The organism is Streptomyces sp. NPDC050287 (assembly GCF_044459385.1).
GTDB lineage: Bacteria > Actinomycetota > Actinomycetes > Streptomycetales > Streptomycetaceae > Streptomyces.
Genome location: NZ_JBITIY010000005.1, coordinates 590,840 through 613,728, shown reverse-complemented (window position 1 = coordinate 613,728; position 22,889 = coordinate 590,840). Strand labels below are relative to the sequence as shown.

Here is a 22,889-nt window from a genome sequence, read left to right as displayed (position 1 = left end):
CAGGACGCAAGCTCGGCATGGTGGCCACGCGCATAACCAACTCCCGAACTATGTTGCCCCGCCACATGTGCCCCTGACCTGCAGATTCCTACGGTATGGCGACACGAACCCGTCCCCGCCAACCTCCTGGAAGTGGTACCGATGTCGTCCCCCGTAACCGCTCCCGCACCCCCCGCCAGCCTCAAACGCATCGTCGCCGCCAGCCTCATCGGCACCACCATCGAGTGGTACGACTTCTTCCTCTACGGCTCCGCGGCCGCCCTCGTCTTCAACAAGCTGTTCTTCCCGGACTCGGACCCGCTCGTCGGCACGCTGCTCTCCTTCCTGACCTACGCCGTCGGGTTCGCCGCCCGGCCGCTGGGGGCCCTGGTGTTCGGACACTACGGTGACCGGCTCGGGCGGAAGAAGCTGCTGGTGCTGAGCCTGCTGTTGATGGGCGGGGCGACCTTCGCGATCGGGTTGCTGCCCACCCACGCCACCATTGGCACCGCCGCTCCCGTGCTGCTGACCGTGCTGCGCCTGGTGCAGGGCTTCGCGCTCGGCGGTGAGTGGGGAGGGGCCGTGCTGCTGGTGTCCGAGCACGGGGACGCGCGGCGGCGCGGCTTCTGGGCCTCGTGGCCGCAGACCGGCGCGCCCGCGGGGCAACTGCTCGCCACCGGTGTGCTGTCCCTGCTGACCGCCGTGCTGTCGGACAGCGCGTTCGGCGACTGGGGCTGGCGGATCCCGTTCCTGCTCTCCGGTGTACTCGTGATCGTCGGTTTGTGGATTCGTCTGTCTGTCGATGAATCGCCGGTCTTCAAGCAGGCACTGGCACAGGCCGAGGCCCGCAAGGCGGCCCGGGCGGCCGAGGCCGAAGCCGAGAAGCTGCCGCTCGTCTCCGTGCTGAAGTACCACTGGCGGGACGTGCTGGTGGCGATGGGCGCCCGCATGGCGGAGAACATCAGCTACTACGTCATCACCGCGTTCATCCTCGTGTACGCCACCACCTCGGCCGGCGTCTCCCGGCAGACCGCGCTCAACGCGGTGCTGATCGCCTCCGCGGTGCACTTCGCGGTGATCCCGGCCTGGGGCGCCCTGTCGGACCGTGTCGGCCGCCGCCCCGTCTATCTGCTCGGCGCGCTCGGCGTGGGTCTGTGGATGTTCCCGTTCTTCTCGCTCATCGACACCGGCGGCTTCGGCAACCTCGTCCTCGCCGTGACGGTCGGCCTGGTGATGCACGGCGCGATGTACGCGCCCCAAGCCGCCTTCTTCTCCGAGATGTTCGCGACCCGCATGCGCTACTCCGGTGCTTCCATCGGCGCCCAGTTCGCCTCCGTCGCGGCCGGCGCGCCCGCGCCCCTGATCGCCACCGCGCTGCTGGCCGACTACGACAGCTCCACCCCCATCGCGCTGTACGTCATCGCCGCGGCCGTCCTCACGGTCGTCGCTGTCGGCGTGGCCAAGGAGACCCGGCACCGGGACCTGGCCGACGTGGACCCCGCCGACACGCAGCCGGCGCCCACCACGGCGGCGGACGCGCGCACGGCCTGAACGTGGGCTCCGTCGTCCGGTCCGACCCCTGTACGTCCGTGCGTACGGGGGTCAGCGCTGCCCCGCGCCCGACAACCGGTGGAGTCTCAGGGCGAGTTGGATCTCCAGGACTCTGGCGGGGTGCTGCCAGTCGTCGCCGAGGAGGCGGCCGACCCGCTCCAACCGCTGGGCGACCGTGTTCACATGGACGTGCAGGGCGTCCTTGGTGTGCACCGGGCTCATGCCGCTGCCGAAGTACGCGTCGAGGGTGCGCACCAGGTCGGTGCCGCGCCGTTCGTCGTAGGCGACGACCGGGCCGATGGTGCGCTCGACGAAGCCCGCGATGTCGCGGTCCCCGGCGAGCAGAAGGCCCAGGAAGCCGAAGTCCTCGGCGGCGGCTCCGTCGCCGGAGCGGCCGAGCAGCCGTAGCGCGTCCAGGCAGCGGCGGCCTTCCTCGTAGGCGGCGGCCACGGCCTCCGGGTGGGCGGCGAGGTCCTCGACGGGAGCGGAGGCTCCGACGGTGACCGAATCGTGCACGGCGGTGCCGAGGTGGCGGGCCGTTCGGCGGGCCACCTCCGTAGCGGTGTCGCAGGGCTCGAGCGGCAGCAGCAGGACGGTGCCGCCGTCGCGGGATGCGGCCAGGCCGTGCCGGGTGGCGGCGAGGTGGGAGGCGGCGGACCACAGACGCCGACGGGCGACCGCCTCCTGGTCGGCGTCGGCCGCCGTACCGTCCAGACGCGCGGCCAGCACCACATGGGTGGCGTCGAGATCGGCCCGCAACCGGGACGCGCGCTCGCGCAACAGCCGTGGGTCGCGGTCTCGGGCATCCAGCAGGTCGTCCAACAGCTCTCCCCGCACGCGCTGTTCGGCCTCGGCGGCGGAGCGCCGGGCGAGCAGCAGCAGGGAGGTGACCATCGCGGCGCGCTCCAGTGTGCGCTGGTCGACGGGATCGAGTCCCGGGTGGCCGCGCAGGACGAGAGCGCCGAGGAGTTCGCCGCCGGCGGCCACGGCGGCGATCCAGTCCTCCGCGTGCCGCACCGCGTGCCCGTCCGCGCGGGACGCCTCCAACGCCTCGGCCGGTGCGGCGGTCGCCTCCGTGAACTCCACCGTGCCGTCCAGGACTTCGGATACGGCGGCGGCCACGTCGTGGACCCCGCCGCCACGCAGCACGAGTTCGGCGAGGCGGTCGTGGACGTCCGAGGCGCGCTCGATGACGCCGCTGCGGTCCCGGATGATCTCGTTGGCATGCTCCAGGTCGGCGAGAGCGGAGCGGGTCTCGGTCAGGAGGTTCGCGGTGTCGATGGCGGCCGCTGCCAGCGCGGCGAACGAGCCGAGCAGCGCGATCTGCTCGCGCTCGAAGACCCGGGCCCGGCGGTCCGCCGCGAACAGCACCCCGATCACGTGCGGCCCGAGCATGAGCGGCACGCCGAGGATGGCGACCAGGCCCTCGTCCCGCACGCCGGAGTCGATGGTGAGGGTGTGCTGGAAGCGGTCGTCCTTGAAGTAGTCGTCGGTGACGTACGGCCTGGCCGTCTGGGCGACGAGACCGCCGAGTCCCTCGCCCATCCCGAGGCGCAGTTGCTGGAAGCGGGCCGCGACCGAGCCCTCGGTGACGCGCATGTAGGTGTCACCGCGCGCCGGGTCGTTCAGGCTGAGGTAGGCCACGTCCGTGCCGAGCAGTGAGCGGGCGCGCTGCACGATGGCCTGGAGCACGGCGTCCAGGTCGCGGAGCCCGGCCAGGTCGTGGGCGGTCTCGAAGAGGGCGGACAGCTCGGCCTCCCGTCGGCGCCGTCCCTCCAGCTCCGAGCGCACGCGCAGCGCGAGCGGCCTGACCGCCTCCAGCGCGGCGATCTCCTGGGCCGGCCTCCCCTCGGCACGGGCGATCAGCACCGGCTGCTCATAGGCATCGGCGGACGCGCCCCGGGCCAGCAGCTCCAGGAACGGCGCCTCGGCGCTGCCGGGCACCGGCGCGGCGCCCGCCCCGTCGTGGGCAGGCGCCTGGGCGGCGTCGCCCGACCGGTCCTCTGCCGGCGCGTGGGCGGCGGCTCGCTCGGCGGGCTGCGCGTGATCGCGGGACATGCCCCCAGGATTCCTCATCGCGCGGCCGCCGCGTCAGCCCTGTGGAAAACTCCGCGGACCACCGGCACCGCCCCGCTCAGTGCGCGGTCCAGCCGCCGTCGAGGACGAGCGAGGTGCCGGTCATGAAGGAGGCCTGCGGGCCGCACAGATACGCCACGGCCTCGGCGACCTCCTCCGGTTCGATCAGCCGCTTCACGGCGCTGTCCTGCAACAGCACCTCGGCCAGCACACGCTCCTCGGGGATGTCGTGCGCCCGGGCCTGGTCCGCGAGCTGTTCCTCGACCAGTGGTGTGCGCACATAGGCCGGGTTCACACAGTTCGAGGTGACCCCATGGGGGGCGCCTTCGAGGGCGGCCGTCTTGGACAGCCCCTCCAGACCGTGTTTCGCGGCCACATAGGCCGACTTGTAGGCCGAGGCCCGCAGTCCGTGGACGGAGGACACGTTCACGATGCGGCCCCACCCCTGCCCGTACATGTGGGGCAGGGCGCCGCGGATGAGCCGGAACGGCGCCTCCAGCATGACGGTGAGCACGGTGTGGAAGACGTCGGGCGGGAACTCCTCGATGGGCCGCACCAGTTGCAGCCCGGCGTTGTTGACGAGGACGTCGGTGCCCGCGGCGGCCAGTTCGGCGGCGTCCAGGTCGGTGAGGTCGAGGACGTGCGCCTCGACGGTGCCCGCGAGGCCGCCGCCCTGCTCGGCGAGTGCCTCCAGACCGGCGGCGTCCCGGTCGACCGCTCTGACCTTGGCCCCGGCGGCGGCGAGCCGCAGGGCACAGGCGCGGCCGATGCCGCCGGCCGCACCGGTCACGAGCGCGGTGCGGCCGCCGAGGTCGAGCGTGGGGGCGTGGGGTCCCGGAAGGGCGCTGCGAGCGGTCATGTTCCGACCTTAGGCAGCGCTCGCCTCCCGCCCCATGTGTTCATCACCCATACTTCACTCGGAACTGGTGGGGTCGAACCATGTGGGGGCGTCCGCCATGGCTTGCTTGATCCTCAGCAGGCCGAACTCGTTCAGCTCGGGCAGGGCGTCCACGGCGAACCAGCCCACATCCAGCGACTCGTCGTCGTTGACCCGCGCCTCGCCGCCGACGGCCCGGCAGCGGAAGGCGATGTCCATGTACTGGCACACGTCGCCGTTGTCGTAGGTGACGGGCTTGAGCGCCTGGACGAGGATCACCCGCTCCACCTCGCAGTGCACTCCCGTCTCCTCCTCGACCTCCCGCACGGCGCAGGCCGCGGGCTGCTCGCCCGGCTCCGGGATACCGCCGATCAACGACCACTTGAGGGTGTCACTGCGGCGGTTGAGCAGCACTCTGCCCTCGTCGTCGAAGACGACGGCGCTGACGCCGGGCAGCCACAGCGACTCGTGGCCGATGGAGGCCCGCAGCGAACGGATGAAGTCAGGAGTAGCCATGCTCCGACCCTAACGGGCCGGGTTTCCCGGCTCAGGTGATCTTCGCCGGGCGTGCGACGGGCGTACGGCTACACGTCACCGGCGCGTCGACGGCGCACACCGGCGCCGATCGCTGAGCCGAGTCCGCCCGCGGCGACCAGCACCAGAGCGATCTCCGGCAGGACGCCCAGGCGCGTGGCGGGCGTCTGCGAGGAGCGCAGCGGGACCTTCTGGACCAGGGAGTCGGCCACGAACATGCCGGTTCGCTGGGTGATCCTGCCGTCCGGCATGATGATCGCGCTGACGCCGCTGGTCACCGGGACGGTGACGGTCCGGCTGTGCTCGACGGCCCGCACCCGGGACATGGCGAGCTGCTGGTAGGTCATCTCGCTGCGGTCGAAGGTGGCGTTGTTGCTCGGGACGGAGATCATCTGAGCGCCGTCGGTGACCTCGGAGCGCACCGCCCAGTCGAAGGCGGCCTCGTAGCAGGTGACCAGGCCCACTTTGGCTCCGTCCATGTCGAACACGCCCGGCTTGCTGCCCCGGCTGAAGTCCTGGCTGACCATGGAGGTCCAGTTCGTGTTGATCGCCCCGATGAGCGAGCGCAGCGGGAGGTACTCGCCGAACGGCTGGATCTGCCGCTTGTCGTAGGTGTCGGTGGGCCCCTTGACCGGGTCCCACAGGATCTGCTCGTTGTACAGCTTGCCGTCGCGTCCCACGACACCGCCGACCGAGACCGGCACGCCGATCGTCTTGGCCGCCCGGTCGATGACGGCGGCCGCGTCGGCGTTGGCGAACGGGTCGATGTCGGAGGAGTTCTCGGGCCACAGCACGAAGTCCGGCTTGGCGACCTTGCCCGCCCTGACCTGCGCGGCGAGCCGCTCGGTCTCGCGGGCGTGATGGTCGAGCACAGCCCGCCGCTGGGCGTTGAACTCCAGTCCCGCGCGCGGGACGTTGCCCTGGATGACCGCGACGGTGACGCTGCCGTCCTCGGCCTTGTCGCTCACCAGAGGCCGCGCGGCCACCGCGCCCACCACCGGCACGGCCACGCCGAGCAGGGCCACGACGGCAGCCGACCGTCGAACGGCGCCCGTGCGCCGGGCCTGAACGGCCAGCCGCACGACCTCGCACAGGCCGAAGCCGCACAGGACGACGGCGAAGCCGAGCACCGGGGTGCCGCCCACCGCGGCGAGCGGCAGGAAAACACCGTCCGCCTGACCGAACGCGACCTTGCCCCACGGGAAGCCGTGGAAGGGCGCACGCGCGCGTGCCGCCTCTCCGGCGATCCACACCGCGGCCGCCCACACCGGCCAGCCCGGCAGCTTGGACACCACGGCGACGCCCGCGCCGACCAGCGCGACGAAGAGCGCCTCGACGGCGACCAGCGCCAACCAGGGCCCGGGGCCGACCTCCACGCCGGTCCACACCAGCAGCGGCAGCAGGAAGCCGAGTCCGAAGAGGTAGCCGAGGCCGAGGCCCGCCTTCCAGCCGCGCCCGCGCAGCACCCACCCGAAGACGGCGAAGGCCGGCAGGGCCAGCCACCACAGGGTACGCGGCGGGAAACTGACGTAGAGCAGCACTCCGGAGAGCGCTGCGGCGGCGGCCGGAAGGAGTCGCAGGAGCCGCGTCCCGCGCGCTGCGGGCGCGGTCGGCTGCCTCACCTGGTCCGACTCGTCCACGGAAGTTGCGGTGACGGTCACTGTGGGAGTGTACGGCGGCCGGGCCCGGCGCCGACAGCGCGGTCCGCCGAGCCCCACGGGCCTCGGCGTTCGCATCGGCAGCATCGTTTCTGCGCATCTCGGTCCAACTCGTCCACAAACCGCCCATCAGCCGTTACGGTGTGGCCCGGGGCTTTGTCGTACGGGCCGGTAGCGCCCGCACGACCGGGGACGGCACAGGTCGGGGGCGACCGGGTTCGGGGGGCGGGGTGGGTTCCACGGGGATGACGTCCGCGGCCGGTGCGGAGCCGGCAGCGGACGACGACAGACGAAACGTTTCGGACGCGGCCGGCGTGGTGATTCTCGGGGCCTGCGCCGCCTGGTCCCTGATCACGGCGGCCGCGCATGACGGCCGCCCCGAGGGGATGCTTCTCGCGGTCCTGGCCGTGGCCGCCGGTTATGCCGCGGGACGGGTGTCCGGGGCGCTGCTCCCGGTCGCCGCGCCGGGCGCCGGGGCGCTGGCGGGGCTCGGTCTCACCGTGGGGCTGCCGTACCTCTCCCCCGGGCCCGAGATCATCACGCCGCTCGGGCACGCCGGTGCCACCGCCGCCCTGCTCACGCTGTCCGCCGGTGCCGCGTGCTGCGCCGCCTGGGCCACCGAGTCCCCGGCGCTGCGGCCGGCGCTGCGTCTGCTGGCCGCCGGGATCACGGTGACCGCGGCCGCACTCGGCTCGATCGCCGGGTTCACCGCGTGCGTCGCGGTGCTGCTGGGCTCGCTCGCCGCGGGGCGGATGCGCCACCGGGGTGCGGGCATCGCCGGACTGGCCCTGTCCGCGGCCCTGGTGGCCGGTCTGACCTGGGCGGTCGCGGGGAACAAGGTACCTGCCGGGCTCGCCGCCTCCCTGGAGAGCCGGCTGACCGGACAGCGGGTCGGGCTGTGGCAGGACGCGCTGCACATGGCCCGGGGGAACGCCGGGCTGGGCGTGGGCCCGGGCCGCTTCGGCGAACTCAGCCGGACGTCGGCCCAGACCCTGCTCTCCGACGGCAAACCTCATTCGGCGCCGCTACAGCAGGCGGCCGAACAGGGGATCGTCGGCGTCGCCCTGCTGACGGCGGCCTTCTGCTGGGTGCTGTACGCCCTCTGGCGCACCCGGCGTCCCACCCCGGTCGTGCTGACCGCGGGCGCGGCGCTGACGGCGGTGGCCGCGATCGCCTGCCTGGGCAACGCGCTGAGCTTCACCACGGTGTCGGTGGGCGCGGGACTGCTCGCCGGGCTGGCAACGGCCCGTCCCCTGGCCGACGAGTCCCCGCGGCACGGGACGGACGTACGCGTACGCGGTGAAGGGCAGGCTCCGTGAACGCCCGGAGCCCTGGGTTCGGTGGGCTCAGCGCCCGGCGCCGGACCGCAGCCGGTCCTTGATGACCCGTACGGCTGCTTCGGCGTCGTCCACGGTGATGGTGAACGTATGGCCGTCCCACAGGCGCAGCACCACGCCCTCACCCCGGCGTACGACGACGGCGGTGCCCTTCTCGGGACGCCAGCGGTAGCCCCAGCCGCCCCAGTGGCGTGGGGTGACGTGCGGGTCGAACTCGGCGCCGGCGACCTGCGCCAGCGGGATGCGGCGGCGCGGCACGCCGATGTGGCCGCAGCGCACCTCGAGGGACTCCTTGTCGACCCTCAGGGCGACGTGCACGAAGGCGAGGGTGCCGAAGAGGACCAGCAGTCCGGCCGCGATGCATCCGACGACGGACATCACGAGCGGGGCGATGCCGGACGTCCACTGGGAGTCGACGGCCAACTCGATGCCGAGCGCGAGACAGGCGGCGCCGCCGAGCGCCAGCAGCCACTGGAACCGGTTGGAGGCCCGCCCGGTCCAGACGTCGGGGTGCGCGGCGCTCTTGCCGTGGGGGTGGTCCCTCATGCCTACGAGACTACTCAGGTTTCGCTGCGCCGGTAGGACGTTGCACACAGTGACTGCTCAGGGCAAGGGTCACCGGGCGGGGCTGAGCGCCTTGAGGAGTCGGCCTTCCTCATAGGCCAGTGCGGGCTCGGGGAGCGCGCCCTCGCGACCGCTGAGCAAGATGGTCAGGGTGCCGTTCACCGGTGCGAGAGGGGCGGGCTGCGCCCCGAGCCGGCGCAGCGCCTGAGCGGCGACCGCTCCGGCGGAGCCGTGCAGGACGAGCGGGGGGAATCCGGGGCGCTGCACGGCGGCGCGGATGCGCTCGGAGACCAGCTCGTAATGGGTGCAGCCCAGGACGACGGTCGTTACATCGTCCGGCGTCAGGGCCGCGGCCGCGGCGACGGCAGCCTCGATGGCCGCCTCGTCCGCGTGCTCGACCGCCTCCGCGAGGCCGTAGCAGGGCACCTCGGTGACGGCCACGCCGTCGGCGAAGTCCTCGATGAGCCCGCGCTGGTAGGGGCTGCCCGTGGTGGCGGGGGTCGCCCAGATGGCGAAAGGACCGCCGCCGGCCGCGGCGGGCTTGATCGCGGGGACCGTGCCGATGACCGGGATGCCGGGTTCGAGACGGGCGCGCAGCGCCGGCAGGGCGTGCACGGTGGCGGTGTTGCAGCCGATGATGAGGGCGTCGGGTCGCCGTGCGGCGGCGGCCTCGGCGACGGCCAGTGCGCGCCGCGTGAGGTCCTGAGGGGTGCGGGGACCCCAGGGCATTCCGTCGGGGTCGAGGGAGAGCACCAGATCGGCGTCGGGCCGCAGACGCCGTACCGCGGCGGTGGCCGCGAGCAGACCGATTCCGGAGTCCATGAGCGCGATCTTCACCCCGCCACGATAGACGATCGGCCGTTACCGGCAGGGCCGGTGGGGCAGACTGCGCACGTGAGCGCCATCATGTGGACCGCCGCCGGATCACTCGCCGCCTGGCTGTGGCTGCTGCTCGGCCAGGGCTTCTTCTGGCGTACGGACGTCAGGCTGCCGCCGCGCAGGGATCCGGAGGTCTGGCCGTCCGTCTGTGTCGTCGTGCCGGCCCGTGACGAGGCGGCGGTGCTGCCCGCGAGCCTGCCGTCGCTGCTCGCCCAGGACTATCCGGGGCGGGCGGAGGTCTTCCTGGTCGACGACGGCAGCACCGACGGCACCGGGGAGCTGGCGCACGAGCTGGCCCGCCGCCACGGCGGGCTGCCGCTGACCGTGGCCTCCCCCGGTGAACCGCCCGCCGGCTGGACCGGCAAGCTGTGGGCCGTACGCCAGGGCATCGGCCTGGCACGCGCGCGCGGCCCCGAGTACCTCCTCCTCACGGACGCCGACATCGCCCACGCGCCGGACAGCCTGCGCCGGCTGGTCGCGGCGGCCGGCGCGGGCGGCTTCGACGTCGTGTCCCAGATGGCCCGGCTACGGGTGGAGAGTCCATGGGAACGACTGGTCGTGCCGGCCTTCGTCTACTTCTTCGCACAGCTGTATCCGTTCCGGTGGATCGGCCGGCGAAAGGGACGGACGGCGGCCGCGGCGGGCGGCTGCGTGCTGCTGCGCACCGAGGCCGCCGAACGGGCCCGGATCCCGGACGCCATCCGGCACGCCGTCATCGACGACGTGGCGCTCGCCCGAGCCGTCAAGGGCAGCGGCGGCCACATCTGGCTGGGGCTGGCGGACCGGGTGGACAGCGTCCGCCCGTATCCACGGCTGCACGACCTGTGGCGCATGGTCGCGCGCAGCGCGTACGCGCAACTGCGGCACAACCCGCTGCTGCTCCTCGGTACCGTCGCCGGGCTGGCGCTGGTCTACCTGGTGCCGCCCGTGGCCCTGGTCGTGGGACTGGCCGCGGGGAACGCGGCGGCGGGGGCCGTCGGCGGTCTCGCGTGGCTGGTGATGGCCGGGACGTACGTGCCGATGCTCCGTTACTACCGGCAGCCGCTGTGGCTCGCTCCCCTGCTGCCGTTCACCGCGTTCCTCTATCTCCTCATGACGGTCGATTCCGCGGTACAGCACTACCGGGGGCGTGGCGCGGCCTGGAAGGGCCGTACCTACGCACGTCCGGACACGCGTCCGGACGCCGTCGTCGGTGACGAGACCTGAGCGGTCACTTCCGGCCCGGGGTCCAGTTCATGCCCCACCCGTAGGCGTGGTCGACGGTCCGCTGCGGGCTCACGCCGCGCTCGGGCACCAGGTAGCGGGCCTCGCGCTGGACGACCAGGTCGCTGCCGGTGTTGGTGATCAGGGCGAGCGCGCACACCGTCGAGGGGACGGTGCACTCGTCCAGGGAGAAGTCGATCGCGGCGCCGTGCTGCGGCTGGAGCGTGACCATGGCGTGCAGGTCGGCGAAGGAGCGCGCTCCTTCGTAGATGGTCACGAAGACGAGGATGCGCCGGAAGGCCTGCTTGTGGTCGAGGTTGACGGTGAGGTTCTCGCCGCTCGAGAGGGCGCCGGTGCGGTCGTCGCCGTCCAGGTGGATGTACGGCGGCCGGTGCAGGGCTCCGAAGGCGTTGCCGAGGGCCTGGACGACCCCTTTGCTGCCGTCGGTGAGTTCGTAGAGGGCGCACAGGTCGAGGTCGAGGTCCGCGTGCAGGGCGACGGCGCGGCCGAGCTTGCTGCCCCAGCCCGAGAACTGCTTGCGCACCTCCCAGTTGAGGTTGACGCGCAGGGCTCCCGAGGTGCCGCCCTGCTTGGTGAGCGAGACGGAGGGGACCGCCTTGGTCAGCGTCACCTTGGTCAGACGGACCGGTGCGGTGGGAGGTGCCGAAGCCGGCGGCGGAGGCGGGGCCGCGGTGAGCGGGCGCGCGGGGACGGGGGGCACGGGGGCCGGGGGCGCGGGGGCCGGGGGTGCGGGAGCCAGGGGTGCGGCGACCGGCGAGGTGACCGGTGCGGTGGGGGCGGGTGCGGCGTGCTGGGGTTCGTCGACCGTGATGCCGTAGTCCGTGGCCAGGCCCTCCAGTCCGCTGCCGTACCCCTGGCCCACGGCCCGGAACTTCCAGGCGCCCTGCCGACGGTAGAACTCGCCGAGCACGAAAGCGGTTTCGACGGTGGCGCCGGTGCTGTCGAAACGAGCGACCACCGTGTCCCGCCCGGCGTCCCTGACCTCGATGTACAGATCGGGGACGGCGCCGAACGTGCCGCCGTCACATGAGGCGGCGAGGACCACGGTCTCGATCGTGGGCTCGACGCTTGCGAGGTCGACGAGAAGAGTGTCGGTCACCCGGTCGCCCGACTGCCGTTTGCCCTGGTGCCGGACCGCGCCGGAGGAGTGCACCGGCTGGTTGTAGAAGACGAAGTCGCTGTCGGAGCGGACCTTTCCGTTCACCAGCAGCAGCGCGGAGGCGTCCGCGTCGGGCACGCCCGGCCCGGAGCGCCAGCCCAGTTCGACGCGCAGTGCCGTCGTCGGCACCGGAGCGTTGGAACCCTTCGGCATTGACATGTCGACCCCCATCACGTGTCGGCGCGCCGGACCGAGCCCCGGCAGCCCTGTCGGTCCGTCTCCCGCTCAACCTATTCTCCGGGACGGCGAACTCCCATGAGCGGCGCAGGATCGCAGGCCGCCAACCCCCGGTAACCCACCGGGAACTCGGCTTTTACATGAGAACGACCCCGAGTTATGCCCCTTTTCGCCGCGTTCGCTCGCATTGGGGGGCTCACGCCACTGCCGACACGGAAAACAACCCTCTTATCGGTCTCCCCAACCAGCACATCGTGGGCTTAACTTATGTGCCATGACCTCCCCCCGCTCCACTTATGGCGGCGGCTACTACTCCGCCTCCTTCCCGGACACTCCGATCTATGACTCGCTCGTGGCCGAGCGGGGCACCCCGCAGATCGCCCCGATCCGGGTCCCCGCCGCGTACGACATGCCGGGCAGTCACCTGCCCGCCCTGCCGTCGGCCCTGCCCGCCCTTCCCGCCGGCCCCTCCCAGCCCTCCTACGGCTATCCGCAGTATCAGCAGCCCGCCCCCCTCCAGCAGGCGCCCGCCGCGTACATCCCGCAGCAGGCCGCCGCGCCCCGCGGCTATCAGGCCCAGCAGTATCCGCAGCAGCCACGCCCCGCAGCTCCCGGCATGGGCATGACGACGGGGTACGAGGCGATGCGCCCCGCCGCTCCCCGGCCGCCGCAGGCCAACTACCAGGAGCCGTACAACAATCAGCAGCAGCCGTACCGCGGCGGCTACTGACGCGTCACCCCGGGATGTCGGTGCCGCCTGGCACCATAGAGCCATGGGGAACGCACAACTGCAGTCGATTCATGTTCATCCGGTCAAGGCGTTCCGGGGCCTGGCGCCCCGGGAGGCCGTCGTGGAGCCCTGGGGGCTGGCCGGAGACCGGCGCTGGGCGGTGATCGACGACGGGGGAAAGGTCGTCACCCAACGCCAGCACCCGCGCCTCGCGCTTGCCGCCGCCGAGCTGTTGCCCGGCGGCGGCGTTCGGCTGTCCGCACCCGGGAGGGACCCGCTGACGGTGCCCGTTCCGCGGCCGTCCGGCACCGTGTCGGTGGACATCTTCGGCGACAAGGTCGAGGGCGTTCCGGCCGAGGGGGAGGCCGCGCACGCCTGGTGCGGCGCGTACCTCGGCGCCGATGTGCGCCTGGTCCACCTGGACGACCCCGCCACACGCCGGCCCGTCGACCCGGAGTACGGGCTGCCCGGTGAGACGGTCTCGTTCGCCGACGGCTACCCGCTGCTGCTCACCTCAGCGGCCTCCCTCGACGCCCTCAACGCCCTGATCGCCCAAGGCGATCATCCGCATGAGGGCCCGTTGCCGATGAACCGTTTCCGGCCGAGCGTGGTCGTGTCGGGCACCGACGCCTGGGCCGAGGACGACTGGTCGCGCGTCGCCATCGGCGAGGTCACCTTCCGCGTCGCGAAGATGTGCGGGCGGTGCGTGGTGACGACGACCGACCAGGTCACCGCCGACCGCGGCCGGGAGCCTCTGCGCACCCTCGGCAGGCACCGCCGCTTCGGTCGCGAGCTCGTCTTCGGGCAGAACCTGGTGCCGGAATCCCGCGGTGCGATCCGGGTCGGCGACCCGGTCACCGTCCTCGCACGGGACGGACAGAGCCACTCCCGTTGAGGACGTTCCCGCCCCGGCGAAGATCCCGGGAACCCCGCCCGGGGGCCCGGGCGTTGGGTGTTCGGTGAGAAGTTCATGAGAGGTCCCGGCGGTGATTTCCCTCTCTCTTTGACCGGGTCCGCGCGTGAACGCCGGCGGCGGGGGTTATCACGGAGCGGGAAGGGGGTGCGGGACGGTGCGAGCAATCGGTGGACTCTGGCGCTGGCGGCACAACCCGCTGCGCCGCAGGACCGACCTGGTCGAGGGCTGGGTGTGTCTCGCGGCTCTGCTGGTGATCCTGGTCGTCGGGCCGGTGCTCGGCTCGCTCGTCGGCGGCGTCGCCCAGGACGCGCTGCAGCGGGCGGTCCGCGAGCAGCGCGAGTCCCGTCATGAGGTGACGGCCACGGTGGTCCGCGAACTGGACCGCTCCCCGCTGGAGGCCGACCCCGACGCCTCGTCCGGCCGGGATCTGCGCAGCCGGGTGATCGCCGACTGGACCGCTCCGGACGGCGGCACGCGACACGGCACGGTCCTGGCCGCCGTCCAGAACCCGCACCGCGGTGACCACTTCACGCTGTGGACGGACGAGCACGGCCGCATGGTGGCCCGGCCGCTGGACTCCGCCACCGCGACGACCCATGCCGTCCTCGCCGGGATCGGTGCGGTCCTGCTGACGGCGGGCGTCGTCGAGGGCGGCAGACGGCTGGCCCTGTGGCGCATGGTCCGTCGCCGGTACGCCCGTTGGGACCAGGCATGGGAGCGGGCGGGCCCGGACTGGGGAAGGACCGGCACCGGCAGCTGACCGCCTTCCGGCTCTGGTCAAACCACCGCCCGCACGCACGCTACGGTGGACCGGCCGAACGCATTCGGTATCGACCCGCGTAACACGAGGTGGGGGCAGAGCAGCGCCATGGCACAGGGCACGGTCCAGGTGACGCACACCGGTACATCGAGGTGGCGTCGCCGCACGGGTGAGTACGCGTCGCTCGCCGCCGCCCTGGAGGCCGCGGCCGACGGCGACGTCCTCACCGTCGCGCCCGGCACCTACCGGGAGAACCTCGTCGTCCAGCGGGCGGTGACCCTGCGCGGACCGGAGGGCTCCCCCGGCTCCGTACGGATCGCGCCCCTGGACGGGGTGCCGCTGACGGTGCGTGCCTCGGCCGTGGTCCAGGACCTGCATGTGGAGGGCCAGGACGCGGCTGCGCCCGCGTTGCTCGTAGAGGAGGGCACTCCGGAACTCGCGGACCTGCGGATCGTCACCCGCTCCGCCGCCGGTATCGAGGTGCGTGGCGGCGCCCGGCCGACCGTGCGGCGCTGCACCGTCGACAACCCGGCCGGTATCGGCATCGCCGTACTCGACGGTGGGGGCGGGGTGTTCGAGGAGTGCGAGGTCGTCGCGGCGGGTCAGGCGGGCGTCGCCGTCCGCGGCGGCGCGCACCCGCGGCTGGAACGCTGCCGGGTGCACCACACGTCGGGTGTGGGGCTGTCGGCCACCGGTGAGAACTCCGGGCTGGAGGCGGTGGGTTGCGAGGTCTACGAGGTCCGCGGCAGCGGCGTCCAGGTCACCGGCCGGGCCACCGCCCACCTCACCGACTGCGATGTGCACCGCACCACCGCCGACGGCGTCACCCTCGACACGGACGCCGTGCTGACCCTGGCCGACTGCCGGATCCACGACATCCCGGAGAACGCGGTCGACCTGCGCTCCCGCTCGGTGCTGACGCTGACCCGCACGACGGTCCGTCAGTTCGGCCGCAACGGCCTGTCGGTGTGGGACCCGGGCACCCGTGTGGACGCCAACCAGTGCGAGATCTTCGACAGCACCGGCGACTACCCGGCGGTCTGGGTCAGCGACGGCGCGACCGCCGTACTGGACTCGTGCCGGGTGCACGACGTGCCGGACGCCCTGTTCGTCCTCGACCGCGGCTCCCGCGCCGACGTCGTCGACAGCGACCTGTCCCAGGTGCGCAACACGGCCGTGTCGGTGAGCGACGGCGCCACCGCGCAGCTCGACGACTGCCGGATCCGGGACGCGGCGACCGGCGCCTGGTTCCGCGACCACGGCAGCGGCGGCACCCTCAACAACTGCACGGTGGACGGCACGCAGACCGGCGTCATCGTCACCAAGGGCGCCGACCCGACGATAGAGCGCTGCACGGTCGACTCCCCCGCCGAAGCGGGCTTCTACGTCTCGGCGGGCGGCCGCGGCAGCTTCCTGCACTGCCGGGTGACCGGCAGCGGCGGCTACGGCTTCCATGTGATCGACGGCTGCCGGACGACGTTGAAGAAGTGCCGCACGGAACGCTGCGCGCGCGGCGGGTACGAGTTCGCGGACGCCGGGCCCGACGCGCCGGCCGGCGCGGGTCCCGTCGTGGAGGACTGCACCAGTGACGAGAGCGGGGGCCTCAGGCCGCCCGCCGCCCGGGAGACCGCCCTCCAGACGACGGCCCACTCCCCCGGCCTGCTGGGCTCGATCCCGGGCCAGCGCACCACCGAACAGGAACCCCTGGTCGCCGTCCCCGAACCGGAGCAGCCCGCGCGGACCTCGAAGGCCGTCCTGGGCGAGTTGGACGCCCTGGTGGGCCTGGACAGCGTCAAGCGCGAGGTACGGGCCCTCACCGACATGATCGAGGTGGGCCGGCGCCGCCGGAAGGCAGGTCTGAAGGCCGCGTCGGTCAAGCGCCATCTGGTCTTCACGGGCTCCCCCGGCACCGGCAAGACCACGGTCGCCCGTCTCTACGGCGAGATCCTCGCCTCCCTCGGCGTGCTGGAGAAGGGCCATCTGGTCGAGGTGTCCCGCGTCGACCTGGTCGGCGAACACATCGGCTCCACCGCGATCCGCACCCAGGAGGCCTTCGACAAGGCGCGCGGCGGGGTGCTCTTCATCGACGAGGCGTACGCGCTCTCGCCGGAGGACTCCGGCCGTGACTTCGGCAAGGAGGCCATCGACACGCTGGTGAAGCTGATGGAGGACCACCGCGAGTCGGTCGTGGTGATCGTCGCCGGCTACACCGCCGAGATGGAGCGGTTCCTGTCGGTCAACCCCGGTGTCGCCTCCCGCTTCTCCCGGACCATCACCTTCAGCGACTACACCCCCGAGGAGCTGCTGCGGATCGTGGAGCAGCAGGCCGAGGAGCACGAGTACCGGCTGGCGCCGGGCGCCTTGCAGGCGCTGCTGACGTACTTCACGGCGCTCCCCAAGGGCCCCGCCTTCGGCAACGGCCGGACCGCCCGGCAGACCTTCGAGGCGATGGTCGAGCGGCATGCGAGCCGGGTCGCCCAGTTCACCGACCCGAGCACGGACGATCTCACACTCCTCTACGCCGAGGACCTGCCCGAGTCCTCCTGAGGCCGCTGCTGTACCGGCACCTCCGGCCGCAGCCGGCCCAGCAGGCGTTCTCGTTCCTCTGCGAAGGCGGGGTCGGCCTGGTAGTCGGAGTGGCCGAGGATCGGCGCGGGCAGCGGGTGCCGGGCGGTGCGGCCGTAGGCGAGCGGGTCTTTGAGGGCCTTTCGGTCGACCTCGGGGCCGCAGTCGCCAGGCAGGCGGACCGGGCCGCCGATCGGGTCGGTGGGCCGGTACAGGTTGCGCCAGCAGTCCACGTCGTGGTGCAGGGCGCTGAGCGCCGCCGGGCCGAAGTGGGCCGGGAACCAGCGGCCGTACAGGCGCTCCAGCGGGGAGCCGTAGGTCAGCAGGGCGACGCGTTTGCGGGCGGCCGGGGTGAGCTGCCAGGCGGCCGCGGCGGCCAGCACGCTGCCCTGGGAGTGGCCGGAGATGACGAGCCGGCCGCGGGTGGCCCGGGTCCAGGTCGCCATCCGCCAGGTCAGATCCGGGACCGCGCGCTCGGCGTAGCAGGGCGGGGCGAAGGGGTGGGCGGCGCGCGGCCAGAACGTGCCGACGTCCCACAGGATGCCGATGGTGCGGCGGGCGGAGGGGTCCTTGTAGGCGCGCCGGCCCCAGGTGACGAACAGGATGAAGCCGAGGCCGATCAGCCAGGAACCGAGCGCCTGGGCGGTCTCGGCGGCGCTCTCGACGACGGCGTACGTGTGCCGGGCGGCCTCAGCGGGGGTCTGGCCGGTGGTCATCGCGCCGACCAGGGCCGCGGCGCCCAGGAGGAGCGTCGCGGCGGAAGTGACCGCGACGAGCAGAGGAGCGCGGTCGGTGAGGGTGGCCATCGCGCGGATGCCGGCGATACGGCGGGTGCGGGTCGCGTCCTGCGGCTCGTCCGGGTAGTCGCGCTCCACGGCGGCCAGTTCGAACCGGCGCAGCAGCCAGGTCCGCCGGGCCAGCCAGCCGGCCGGCACCAGCAGGAGGACGATCAGCGGCGGGATCACGGACGCCTGCCAGGTCAGCAGGACCGGCGGGCCGAGGATGCTGGTGCCGGTGCCGTCCAGCCAGTCGGCGACCCGCTGGGAGACACCGCCGGACATCACACCGCCGAGCGCGCAGGCCAGCATCGCCACGGCCGGCCCGCCGAGCCCGCGCATCGCGGCCCGCCTGTCGGGATGCGCCCGGTGCAGCACGTGGGCGACCACGCCGAGGGCGATGACGAGAGCGCCCTGGGCCAGGGCGATGCCCGCGAAGGTGGTGCCGCCGCCGAGCAGCCGCCCGGACGACTGCCACCCCGGGCGCTCCCACCCGGCGTACACCGCGGCGAGGACCAGCAGGGCGAGGGCGGTGAGCGGCAGCCGTCGTACGAGATGCCGGTCGAGCTCCCGGTCCAGGCGGTGCTCGCTGCGGCCCCGGCGGCAGACCACCCACACCACGCCCACCGTGGCCGCCACCAGCGCCGCCTCCAGGAGCCGGCCCAGGACGTCGAGCAGGACGGGGCCCCCGGGCCGGTGGTCGAAGCGGGCGGCCGAGGTGCCCACGGCCGCGGCGACCGTCAGCAGCCCGGCGGCGGTGTGCGCGGCGCGCAGCCGGGCCACCAGGCGGCGCCCGTACCAGAAGCCGGGCCGCCCCAGCGCGGTGCGGCCGGTCTCCTCCTCGGGCTCCGCGGTGCGGGACATCGGTTCCTGGGACTCGTACGCGCTCCAGGTGCGGTGCGACAGGTACCACAGCAGCGTGGTGAGCGCGGCCGGGACCACGGCCGCGACGGCGAGGCGACGGCCGGGGTGGCTCCACCAGCCGCCGTCGGAGACGTCGGGCGACAGGAAGCCCAGCCAGGAGTGCCGCTCGGCGCACGCGCGGGTGCCCGCGCACTGCCAGGCCGCCAGTTCCAGCGCCACCTCGCAGGCGGCGGCGACCAGCAGGACGGTCAGGGTGAGGCCGGCGAGCCGCACCAGCAGCCCGTACAGACGCACCGTCCGCCGGCGGCCCCGGGCCGTGGGGCGCATCCAGTGCGCGAGGTTGACGACCATGAACGGCAGCAGCAACAGCCACAGGGCGCGGGTGCCGTTGCCGGAGGTCAGGTTGCACCAGACGTACGCCTCCGGCACCGGGCGCCCGCGGCGCTCGGCCGGCCGGGACTCGGCGTCGGCGTCGTCGGCGCGCCGGAAGACGGCCGCGATGTCGTCGCCGGTGATCCGCACCGTGCGCGGATCGTCCAGCATCTGCTCCGGTGTGGTGCCGCCCACCCCGTGGACCAGGAGTTCCAGGGCGGCTCCGGCTTCTTCGGGCCCGGGGCCGCGGCTGTCGGCTCCCCCGGTCGAGACATGTTCCTGCGCACGTTCCACTGTTCGCACTTCCCCCGTGACGCGCCGTCGGCATCTGTCTGTGCGGGCACAAGGATCGCCGCTGAGCGCGCCGCTTACACCCCTCGTCACCGAATCTCCCCGATCTGTGTGACAGCCGGGAGCCCGGACGGCGCGTGGACGACATGGGCGCACCCCGGCGGTCAGTGGCGCGGCGCGGCACGGTGCATGCGAGGATGAGACGTCCGCACACCAGGGACGGGCAAAATGGCCTGGTCGATGAGGGCCCCGGCTCGAGCGAGTCGGGAGTCGGGGACGGTGCGCGAGACGTGTCGGACGGCTTGAGGCGAAAGGACCGGAGCGTACGTGAGCGAGAATCAGAACCTCCTCGCGGAGCAGCGGCGCGCCCTGATTCTGGACGAGGTCCGGCGGCGCGGCGGGGTCCGTGTCAACGAGCTGACCCGCAAGCTCGGCGTGTCGGACATGACGGTGCGGCGTGATCTCGACGCGCTGGCCCGGCAGGGCGTCCTGGAGAAGGTGCACGGCGGCGCGGTCCCGGTGGTCGAGGCGAGCACTCACGAGCCGGGGTTCGAGGCGAAGTCGGGCCTGGAGCTGTCCGCCAAGGAGGACATCGCGCGGGCCGCGGCCGACCTGGTCGCGCCGGGCACCGCGATCGCGCTGTCGGGTGGTACGACGACCTTCGCGCTCGCGCACCGGCTGGTGGACGTGCCGGATCTGACCGTGGTCACCAACTCGGTGCGGGTGGCCGACGTCTTCCACGCGGCGCAGCGCACCTCGGGCCCCCGGCAGGGCGCGGCCACGGTGGTACTGACCGGCGGGGTGCGCACCCCCTCCGACTCGCTGGTGGGGCCGGTGGCCGACCAGGCGATCGCGGCGCTCCACTTCGACGTGCTGTTCCTCGGAGTGCACGGGATATCGGTCGAGGCCGGGCTGTCCACGCCGAACCTCGCGGAGGCGGAGACCAACCGGCGTCTGGTGCAGTCGGCGCGGCGGGTCGTCGTGGTCGCCGACCACACCAAGTGGGGCACGGTGGGCCTGAGTTCGTTCGCGGCGCTGGAGCAGATCGACACGCTGGTGACGGACTCGGGGCTGTCGGGCGAGGCGCGCGCGGAGGTGTCGGAGCATCTGCGGCGGCTGGTGGTGGCGGGCGAGCCCGTCGAGGACACTGCTCTCTGACATACTGTCAGTCATGGTGTTCGCACCCATGGCCCGCCAACTGCGCCCGGTCGGGCCCGACTTCATCGCGACCGCGCCGGTAAGGCTGGTCTTCGACCGGCAGATCTCCGCCGCCCCGGAAGCGGTCTTCCGCGCGCTCGCCGAGGATGTGCCCGGCTGGGCCGAGTGGTTCACGGCGGTGAAGCTGGCCCGGCCGCTGCACGGCGGTGCCCGGCGCGAGGTCCGGCTCACGGGCGGAACCCGCTTCCTGGAGACGGTGCTGACCACCGAGGAACCCGAGGTGTACGCGTACCGCGTCGACGTGACCAACGCGCCCGGTGCCCGCGCACTGGCCGAGGAGTGGCGGCTCGTTCCGGCGGGCACCGGTACCCGGGTGCGGTGGACCTTCGCCGCCGACGGTCCGGTGGCCTTCCGCTTCGGCCTGACACTGGCCCGCGCGGGCCTTGGACGAGCCTTCCGGGACGCCGTCACCTCCCTGGACCGGCGGCTGGCGTCCCGCTAGGACCATTGCGCCACCCCGTCGTCCGCCCGGGGGCGGATCCCGCGGCGTCCGGTGCGTGCTCTCGGCGGGCCGGGGCACGGCCTCCCGCGGGACATACCTGGCTTGTTCCTGGTGCGGCGGCGGCGGCAGTGCCCGCGCGAGCAAAGCCGAGCGCGGGGAGGCGGGCCGGGCGGCTCGGGGCAGCGGGACTTCCGCAACAGGCCCGCGGACGTTCTCGGCCTCCAGCGCCGCACGATCCGCGACAGGCCAGCGTTGCCCGCGCGGGGGCACGCCCGCAGCCCGCCGGCCGTCCGCTCGGCGGGCACCTGGGTGCCACACACCGTCCGGACACCCGCGGTGGATGAAACCGCGGTGTGCTGCCGGAGGTCGTCGGTCCTGGCGCGGCCACAGTCCGGCAGGCAGAGCACAGCGGACTGCTATGGGGGCGGAACGACGACGGTCCGGGCACGGTGAAGGGCGCGGGGGCGGATCCGGTGAAGGGCGCGGGGGCGGATCCGGTAAAGGGCGCGGGGCGGATCCGGTAAAGGCCAGTGACGACTCCGGTCAAGCGGGCCCGCTGCCCGCGCTCGGCGCGGCGGGCAGAGCCCGCGGGTGCACGGGAAACAGATGCCGTACGCCTCCCGCGCACAGCTCGAGAGCGAGTTCGCAGAACATGGCGTTGGCCCAGCCGAACCAGTCCCGGGTGAACCGGCCGGGGTCGTCGACATGGAAGCTCTCGTGCATCAGGCCGGTGCCGGCGGTCGTGGCCGCCAGTGTGTCCAGGGCCCGCACCGCGGCGTTCTCGTCGCCGGTCAGCCCGGCAGCGGCGATCGCCAGCGGCCAGACGTGGCCGTCCGGCGTGTGCGTACTGCCGACTCCGGACGCGTGAGCGCCGCCGAAGAAGCAAGGGTTCGCCGGGGAGAGCACGAGGTGCCGGGTGGCCTGATAAAGCGGGTCTTTCGGTGCGCACCAGCCGCTCAGCGGGAGGCTGAGCAGACTGGGGAGGTTGGCGTCGTCGCCGAGCAGCACCTCCCCGAGGCCGTCCACCTCGTAGGCCAGGACGCTCGCGCCGTCGGCCTCGACCACCGCGTGCGTGAGGATACCGGCGTCGATCTCGTCGGCCAAGCTCCGGGACTCGCGGGCGAGTTCCGCGTCGTCGAGGACCGAGTCGGCCAGTTCGGCCAGCCCGTGCAGGCTGGCCGAGGCCAGCGCGTTGGCCGGTACCAGGTACCCGTGTTCGCACCGGTCGTCGCTCGGCCGGAAACCCGACCATGTCATCCCGGTCCGCCCGACCAGGGCTCCGCGGCCGTCGTGGGGAAGGGTGTCACCGGCGAAGGGGCCGGACGGCCGGACGAACCGGTAGGGCGACCGCGCATGGGACTGCTCCGCCCGCCAGATCCGTACGATCGTCCAGGCGGCGCGGCGAAAGGCATCGTCGAGGTGGTCCTCGCGACCGGTCGCCCGCCGGATCGCGTACGCCAACTGCAGCGGCGCGCACAGGGAGTCGAGTTCGTACTTGCGCTCCCACACCCAGTCTCCCGGCGTGGGCAGATCACCGGGCTCGCCGTGTGCGCCCGTGGGGCCGTCGTTGAAGGCGTTGGCGTACGGCTCCAGCAGGACGCAGCGGATCTGGCGGCGCGACAGGCCGGCCAGAGCGTCGCCGACCTGCGGATCCGCGGCCACGGCGAGGTAGGGGCGGACCTGGGCCGTGCTGTCGCGCAGCCACATCGCCGGGATGTCTCCGGTCTCGACGAAGACCTCCGGGAGCTCCGCCGGTCCGGGGCTCCAACTCATCGAAGTGGTCCATGTGTTGGTCAGGCAGCTCTCGACGATGTCCGCTGCCGGGCTGTCCCGCAGTTCGGTGGCAAGTCGTCGTCCGAGCGTCGTCAGTGACTCCGGAACCGCCCACCGTGTTCCTGATGATCCGGGAAACGTTACCATCGCGCCTCTTGACTCCCTCT

At 73.0% G+C, this 22,889-nt stretch carries 18 protein-coding genes; 9 read left to right on the top strand and 9 right to left on the bottom strand.

The genetic code is table 11. The features are described from left to right. Positions 1 to 141: 141 nt before the first annotated feature. The gene (locus tag ACIBK3_RS21380) at positions 142 to 1,530 is read left to right on the top strand and encodes an MFS transporter (protein WP_399367568.1); all 1,389 of its coding nucleotides are present in this window, start codon (positions 142 to 144) and stop codon (positions 1,528 to 1,530) included. Between the two features lie 51 nt (positions 1,531 to 1,581). Here the strand turns inward: ACIBK3_RS21380 and ACIBK3_RS21375 are convergent, their stop codons facing one another. From ACIBK3_RS21375 to lnt, 4 genes are all read right to left on the bottom strand, one after another. Beyond that, entirely contained in the window at positions 1,582 to 3,588 is a 2,007-nt protein-coding gene (locus tag ACIBK3_RS21375) for a helix-turn-helix domain-containing protein (RefSeq protein WP_399367566.1), read from the bottom strand. Positions 3,589 to 3,664: 76 nt separating this feature from the next. After that, complete coding sequence (locus tag ACIBK3_RS21370; RefSeq protein WP_399367564.1) at positions 3,665 to 4,465, bottom strand: 3-hydroxybutyrate dehydrogenase; 801 nt, start codon at positions 4,463 to 4,465, stop codon at positions 3,665 to 3,667. Positions 4,466 to 4,519: 54 nt separating this feature from the next. Then, entirely contained in the window at positions 4,520 to 4,999 is a 480-nt protein-coding gene (locus ACIBK3_RS21365; RefSeq protein ID WP_399367562.1) for an NUDIX hydrolase, read from the bottom strand. Between the two features lie 68 nt (positions 5,000 to 5,067). Beyond that, a complete protein-coding gene (gene lnt, locus ACIBK3_RS21360) occupies positions 5,068 to 6,678 on the bottom strand; it encodes an apolipoprotein N-acyltransferase (RefSeq protein WP_399367560.1) in 1,611 nt (536 codons plus the stop codon). 242 nt (positions 6,679 to 6,920) lie between these two features. On the opposite strand from lnt, the gene ACIBK3_RS21355 reads away from it, so the two are divergent. Then, complete coding sequence (locus tag ACIBK3_RS21355) at positions 6,921 to 7,994, top strand: O-antigen ligase family protein (RefSeq protein ID WP_399367558.1); 1,074 nt, start codon at positions 6,921 to 6,923, stop codon at positions 7,992 to 7,994. A gap of 27 nt (positions 7,995 to 8,021) precedes the next feature. On the opposite strand, the gene ACIBK3_RS21350 is transcribed toward ACIBK3_RS21355, so the two are convergent. Continuing rightward, the gene (locus ACIBK3_RS21350) at positions 8,022 to 8,558 is read right to left on the bottom strand and encodes a hypothetical protein (protein WP_399367556.1); all 537 of its coding nucleotides are present in this window, start codon (positions 8,556 to 8,558) and stop codon (positions 8,022 to 8,024) included. A gap of 69 nt (positions 8,559 to 8,627) precedes the next feature. Next, positions 8,628 to 9,413 carry a glutamate racemase gene (locus ACIBK3_RS21345; protein WP_399367554.1) on the bottom strand — a complete coding sequence of 262 codons (786 nt, stop codon included), beginning with the start codon at positions 9,411 to 9,413 and terminating at the stop codon, positions 8,628 to 8,630. A gap of 69 nt (positions 9,414 to 9,482) precedes the next feature. Between ACIBK3_RS21345 and ACIBK3_RS21340 the strand changes: the two genes are divergently transcribed. Next, positions 9,483 to 10,661 (top strand): glycosyltransferase, encoded by a 1,179-nt coding sequence (locus tag ACIBK3_RS21340; protein WP_399367825.1) that lies wholly within the window; start codon positions 9,483 to 9,485, stop codon positions 10,659 to 10,661. A gap of 4 nt (positions 10,662 to 10,665) precedes the next feature. On the opposite strand, the gene ACIBK3_RS21335 is transcribed toward ACIBK3_RS21340, so the two are convergent. After that, positions 10,666 to 11,991: a TerD family protein gene (locus tag ACIBK3_RS21335; RefSeq protein ID WP_399367823.1), complete on the bottom strand. Its 1,326-nt coding sequence runs from the start codon at positions 11,989 to 11,991 to the stop codon at positions 10,666 to 10,668. A 298-nt stretch (positions 11,992 to 12,289) separates the two neighbouring features. On the opposite strand from ACIBK3_RS21335, the gene ACIBK3_RS21330 reads away from it, so the two are divergent. The 4 genes from ACIBK3_RS21330 to ACIBK3_RS21315 all read left to right on the top strand — a co-directional run bounded on the left by ACIBK3_RS21330 (position 12,290) and on the right by ACIBK3_RS21315 (position 16,968). After that, complete coding sequence (locus ACIBK3_RS21330) at positions 12,290 to 12,745, top strand: DUF6643 family protein (RefSeq protein ID WP_399367552.1); 456 nt, start codon at positions 12,290 to 12,292, stop codon at positions 12,743 to 12,745. Positions 12,746 to 12,788: 43 nt separating this feature from the next. Beyond that, on the top strand, positions 12,789 to 13,640 hold the full coding sequence (locus ACIBK3_RS21325) for an MOSC domain-containing protein (protein ID WP_399367550.1): 852 nt from the start codon (positions 12,789 to 12,791) through the stop codon (positions 13,638 to 13,640). A 175-nt stretch (positions 13,641 to 13,815) separates the two neighbouring features. Further along, positions 13,816 to 14,421, top strand: a complete 606-nt coding sequence (locus ACIBK3_RS21320; RefSeq protein ID WP_399367548.1) for a hypothetical protein — start codon at positions 13,816 to 13,818, stop codon at positions 14,419 to 14,421. Between the two features lie 108 nt (positions 14,422 to 14,529). Further along, entirely contained in the window at positions 14,530 to 16,968 is a 2,439-nt protein-coding gene (locus ACIBK3_RS21315) for a right-handed parallel beta-helix repeat-containing protein (RefSeq protein WP_399367546.1), read from the top strand. Here the strand turns inward: ACIBK3_RS21315 and ACIBK3_RS21310 are convergent. Beyond that, entirely contained in the window at positions 16,938 to 19,292 is a 2,355-nt protein-coding gene (locus ACIBK3_RS21310; RefSeq protein ID WP_399367544.1) for a hypothetical protein, read from the bottom strand. The genes ACIBK3_RS21315 and ACIBK3_RS21310 overlap by 31 nt on opposite strands. A 324-nt stretch (positions 19,293 to 19,616) precedes the next feature. Between ACIBK3_RS21310 and ACIBK3_RS21305 the strand changes: the two genes are divergently transcribed. Together ACIBK3_RS21305 and ACIBK3_RS21300 are read left to right on the top strand one after the other, a co-directional pair. Next, positions 19,617 to 20,447, top strand: coding sequence for a DeoR/GlpR family DNA-binding transcription regulator (locus ACIBK3_RS21305; protein ID WP_399367542.1), 831 nt, complete (start codon positions 19,617 to 19,619; stop codon positions 20,445 to 20,447). A gap of 28 nt (positions 20,448 to 20,475) precedes the next feature. Then, positions 20,476 to 20,949 carry an SRPBCC family protein gene (locus ACIBK3_RS21300; protein WP_399367821.1) on the top strand — a complete coding sequence of 158 codons (474 nt, stop codon included), beginning with the start codon at positions 20,476 to 20,478 and terminating at the stop codon, positions 20,947 to 20,949. Positions 20,950 to 21,492: 543 nt separating this feature from the next. On the opposite strand, the gene ACIBK3_RS21295 is transcribed toward ACIBK3_RS21300, so the two are convergent. Then, a complete protein-coding gene (locus ACIBK3_RS21295; protein WP_399367540.1) occupies positions 21,493 to 22,869 on the bottom strand; it encodes a glycoside hydrolase family 125 protein in 1,377 nt (458 codons plus the stop codon). Between the last annotated feature and the right edge of the window lie 20 nt (positions 22,870 to 22,889).

Excerpts from the sequence above, each read along its gene's own strand:
- ACIBK3_RS21350 (WP_399367556.1), bottom strand. The coding sequence starts at position 8,558 with ATGAGGGACCACCCCCACGGCAAGAGCGCCGCGCACCCCGACGTCTGG.
- ACIBK3_RS21335 (WP_399367823.1), bottom strand. The coding sequence starts at position 11,991 with ATGCCGAAGGGTTCCAACGCTCCGGTGCCGACGACGGCACTGCGCGTC.
- ACIBK3_RS21315 (WP_399367546.1), top strand. The coding sequence starts at position 14,530 with ATGGCACAGGGCACGGTCCAGGTGACGCACACCGGTACATCGAGGTGG.
- ACIBK3_RS21355 (WP_399367558.1), top strand. The coding sequence starts at position 6,921 with ATGACGTCCGCGGCCGGTGCGGAGCCGGCAGCGGACGACGACAGACGA.
- ACIBK3_RS21365 (WP_399367562.1), bottom strand. The coding sequence starts at position 4,999 with ATGGCTACTCCTGACTTCATCCGTTCGCTGCGGGCCTCCATCGGCCAC.
- ACIBK3_RS21370 (WP_399367564.1), bottom strand. The coding sequence starts at position 4,465 with ATGACCGCTCGCAGCGCCCTTCCGGGACCCCACGCCCCCACGCTCGAC.
- ACIBK3_RS21325 (WP_399367550.1), top strand. The coding sequence starts at position 12,789 with ATGGGGAACGCACAACTGCAGTCGATTCATGTTCATCCGGTCAAGGCG.
- ACIBK3_RS21380 (WP_399367568.1), top strand. The coding sequence starts at position 142 with ATGTCGTCCCCCGTAACCGCTCCCGCACCCCCCGCCAGCCTCAAACGC.
- ACIBK3_RS21295 (WP_399367540.1), bottom strand. The coding sequence starts at position 22,869 with ATGGTAACGTTTCCCGGATCATCAGGAACACGGTGGGCGGTTCCGGAG.
- ACIBK3_RS21375 (WP_399367566.1), bottom strand. The coding sequence starts at position 3,588 with ATGTCCCGCGATCACGCGCAGCCCGCCGAGCGAGCCGCCGCCCACGCG.
- ACIBK3_RS21330 (WP_399367552.1), top strand. The coding sequence starts at position 12,290 with ATGACCTCCCCCCGCTCCACTTATGGCGGCGGCTACTACTCCGCCTCC.
- ACIBK3_RS21300 (WP_399367821.1), top strand. The coding sequence starts at position 20,476 with ATGGCCCGCCAACTGCGCCCGGTCGGGCCCGACTTCATCGCGACCGCG.
- ACIBK3_RS21340 (WP_399367825.1), top strand. The coding sequence starts at position 9,483 with ATGTGGACCGCCGCCGGATCACTCGCCGCCTGGCTGTGGCTGCTGCTC.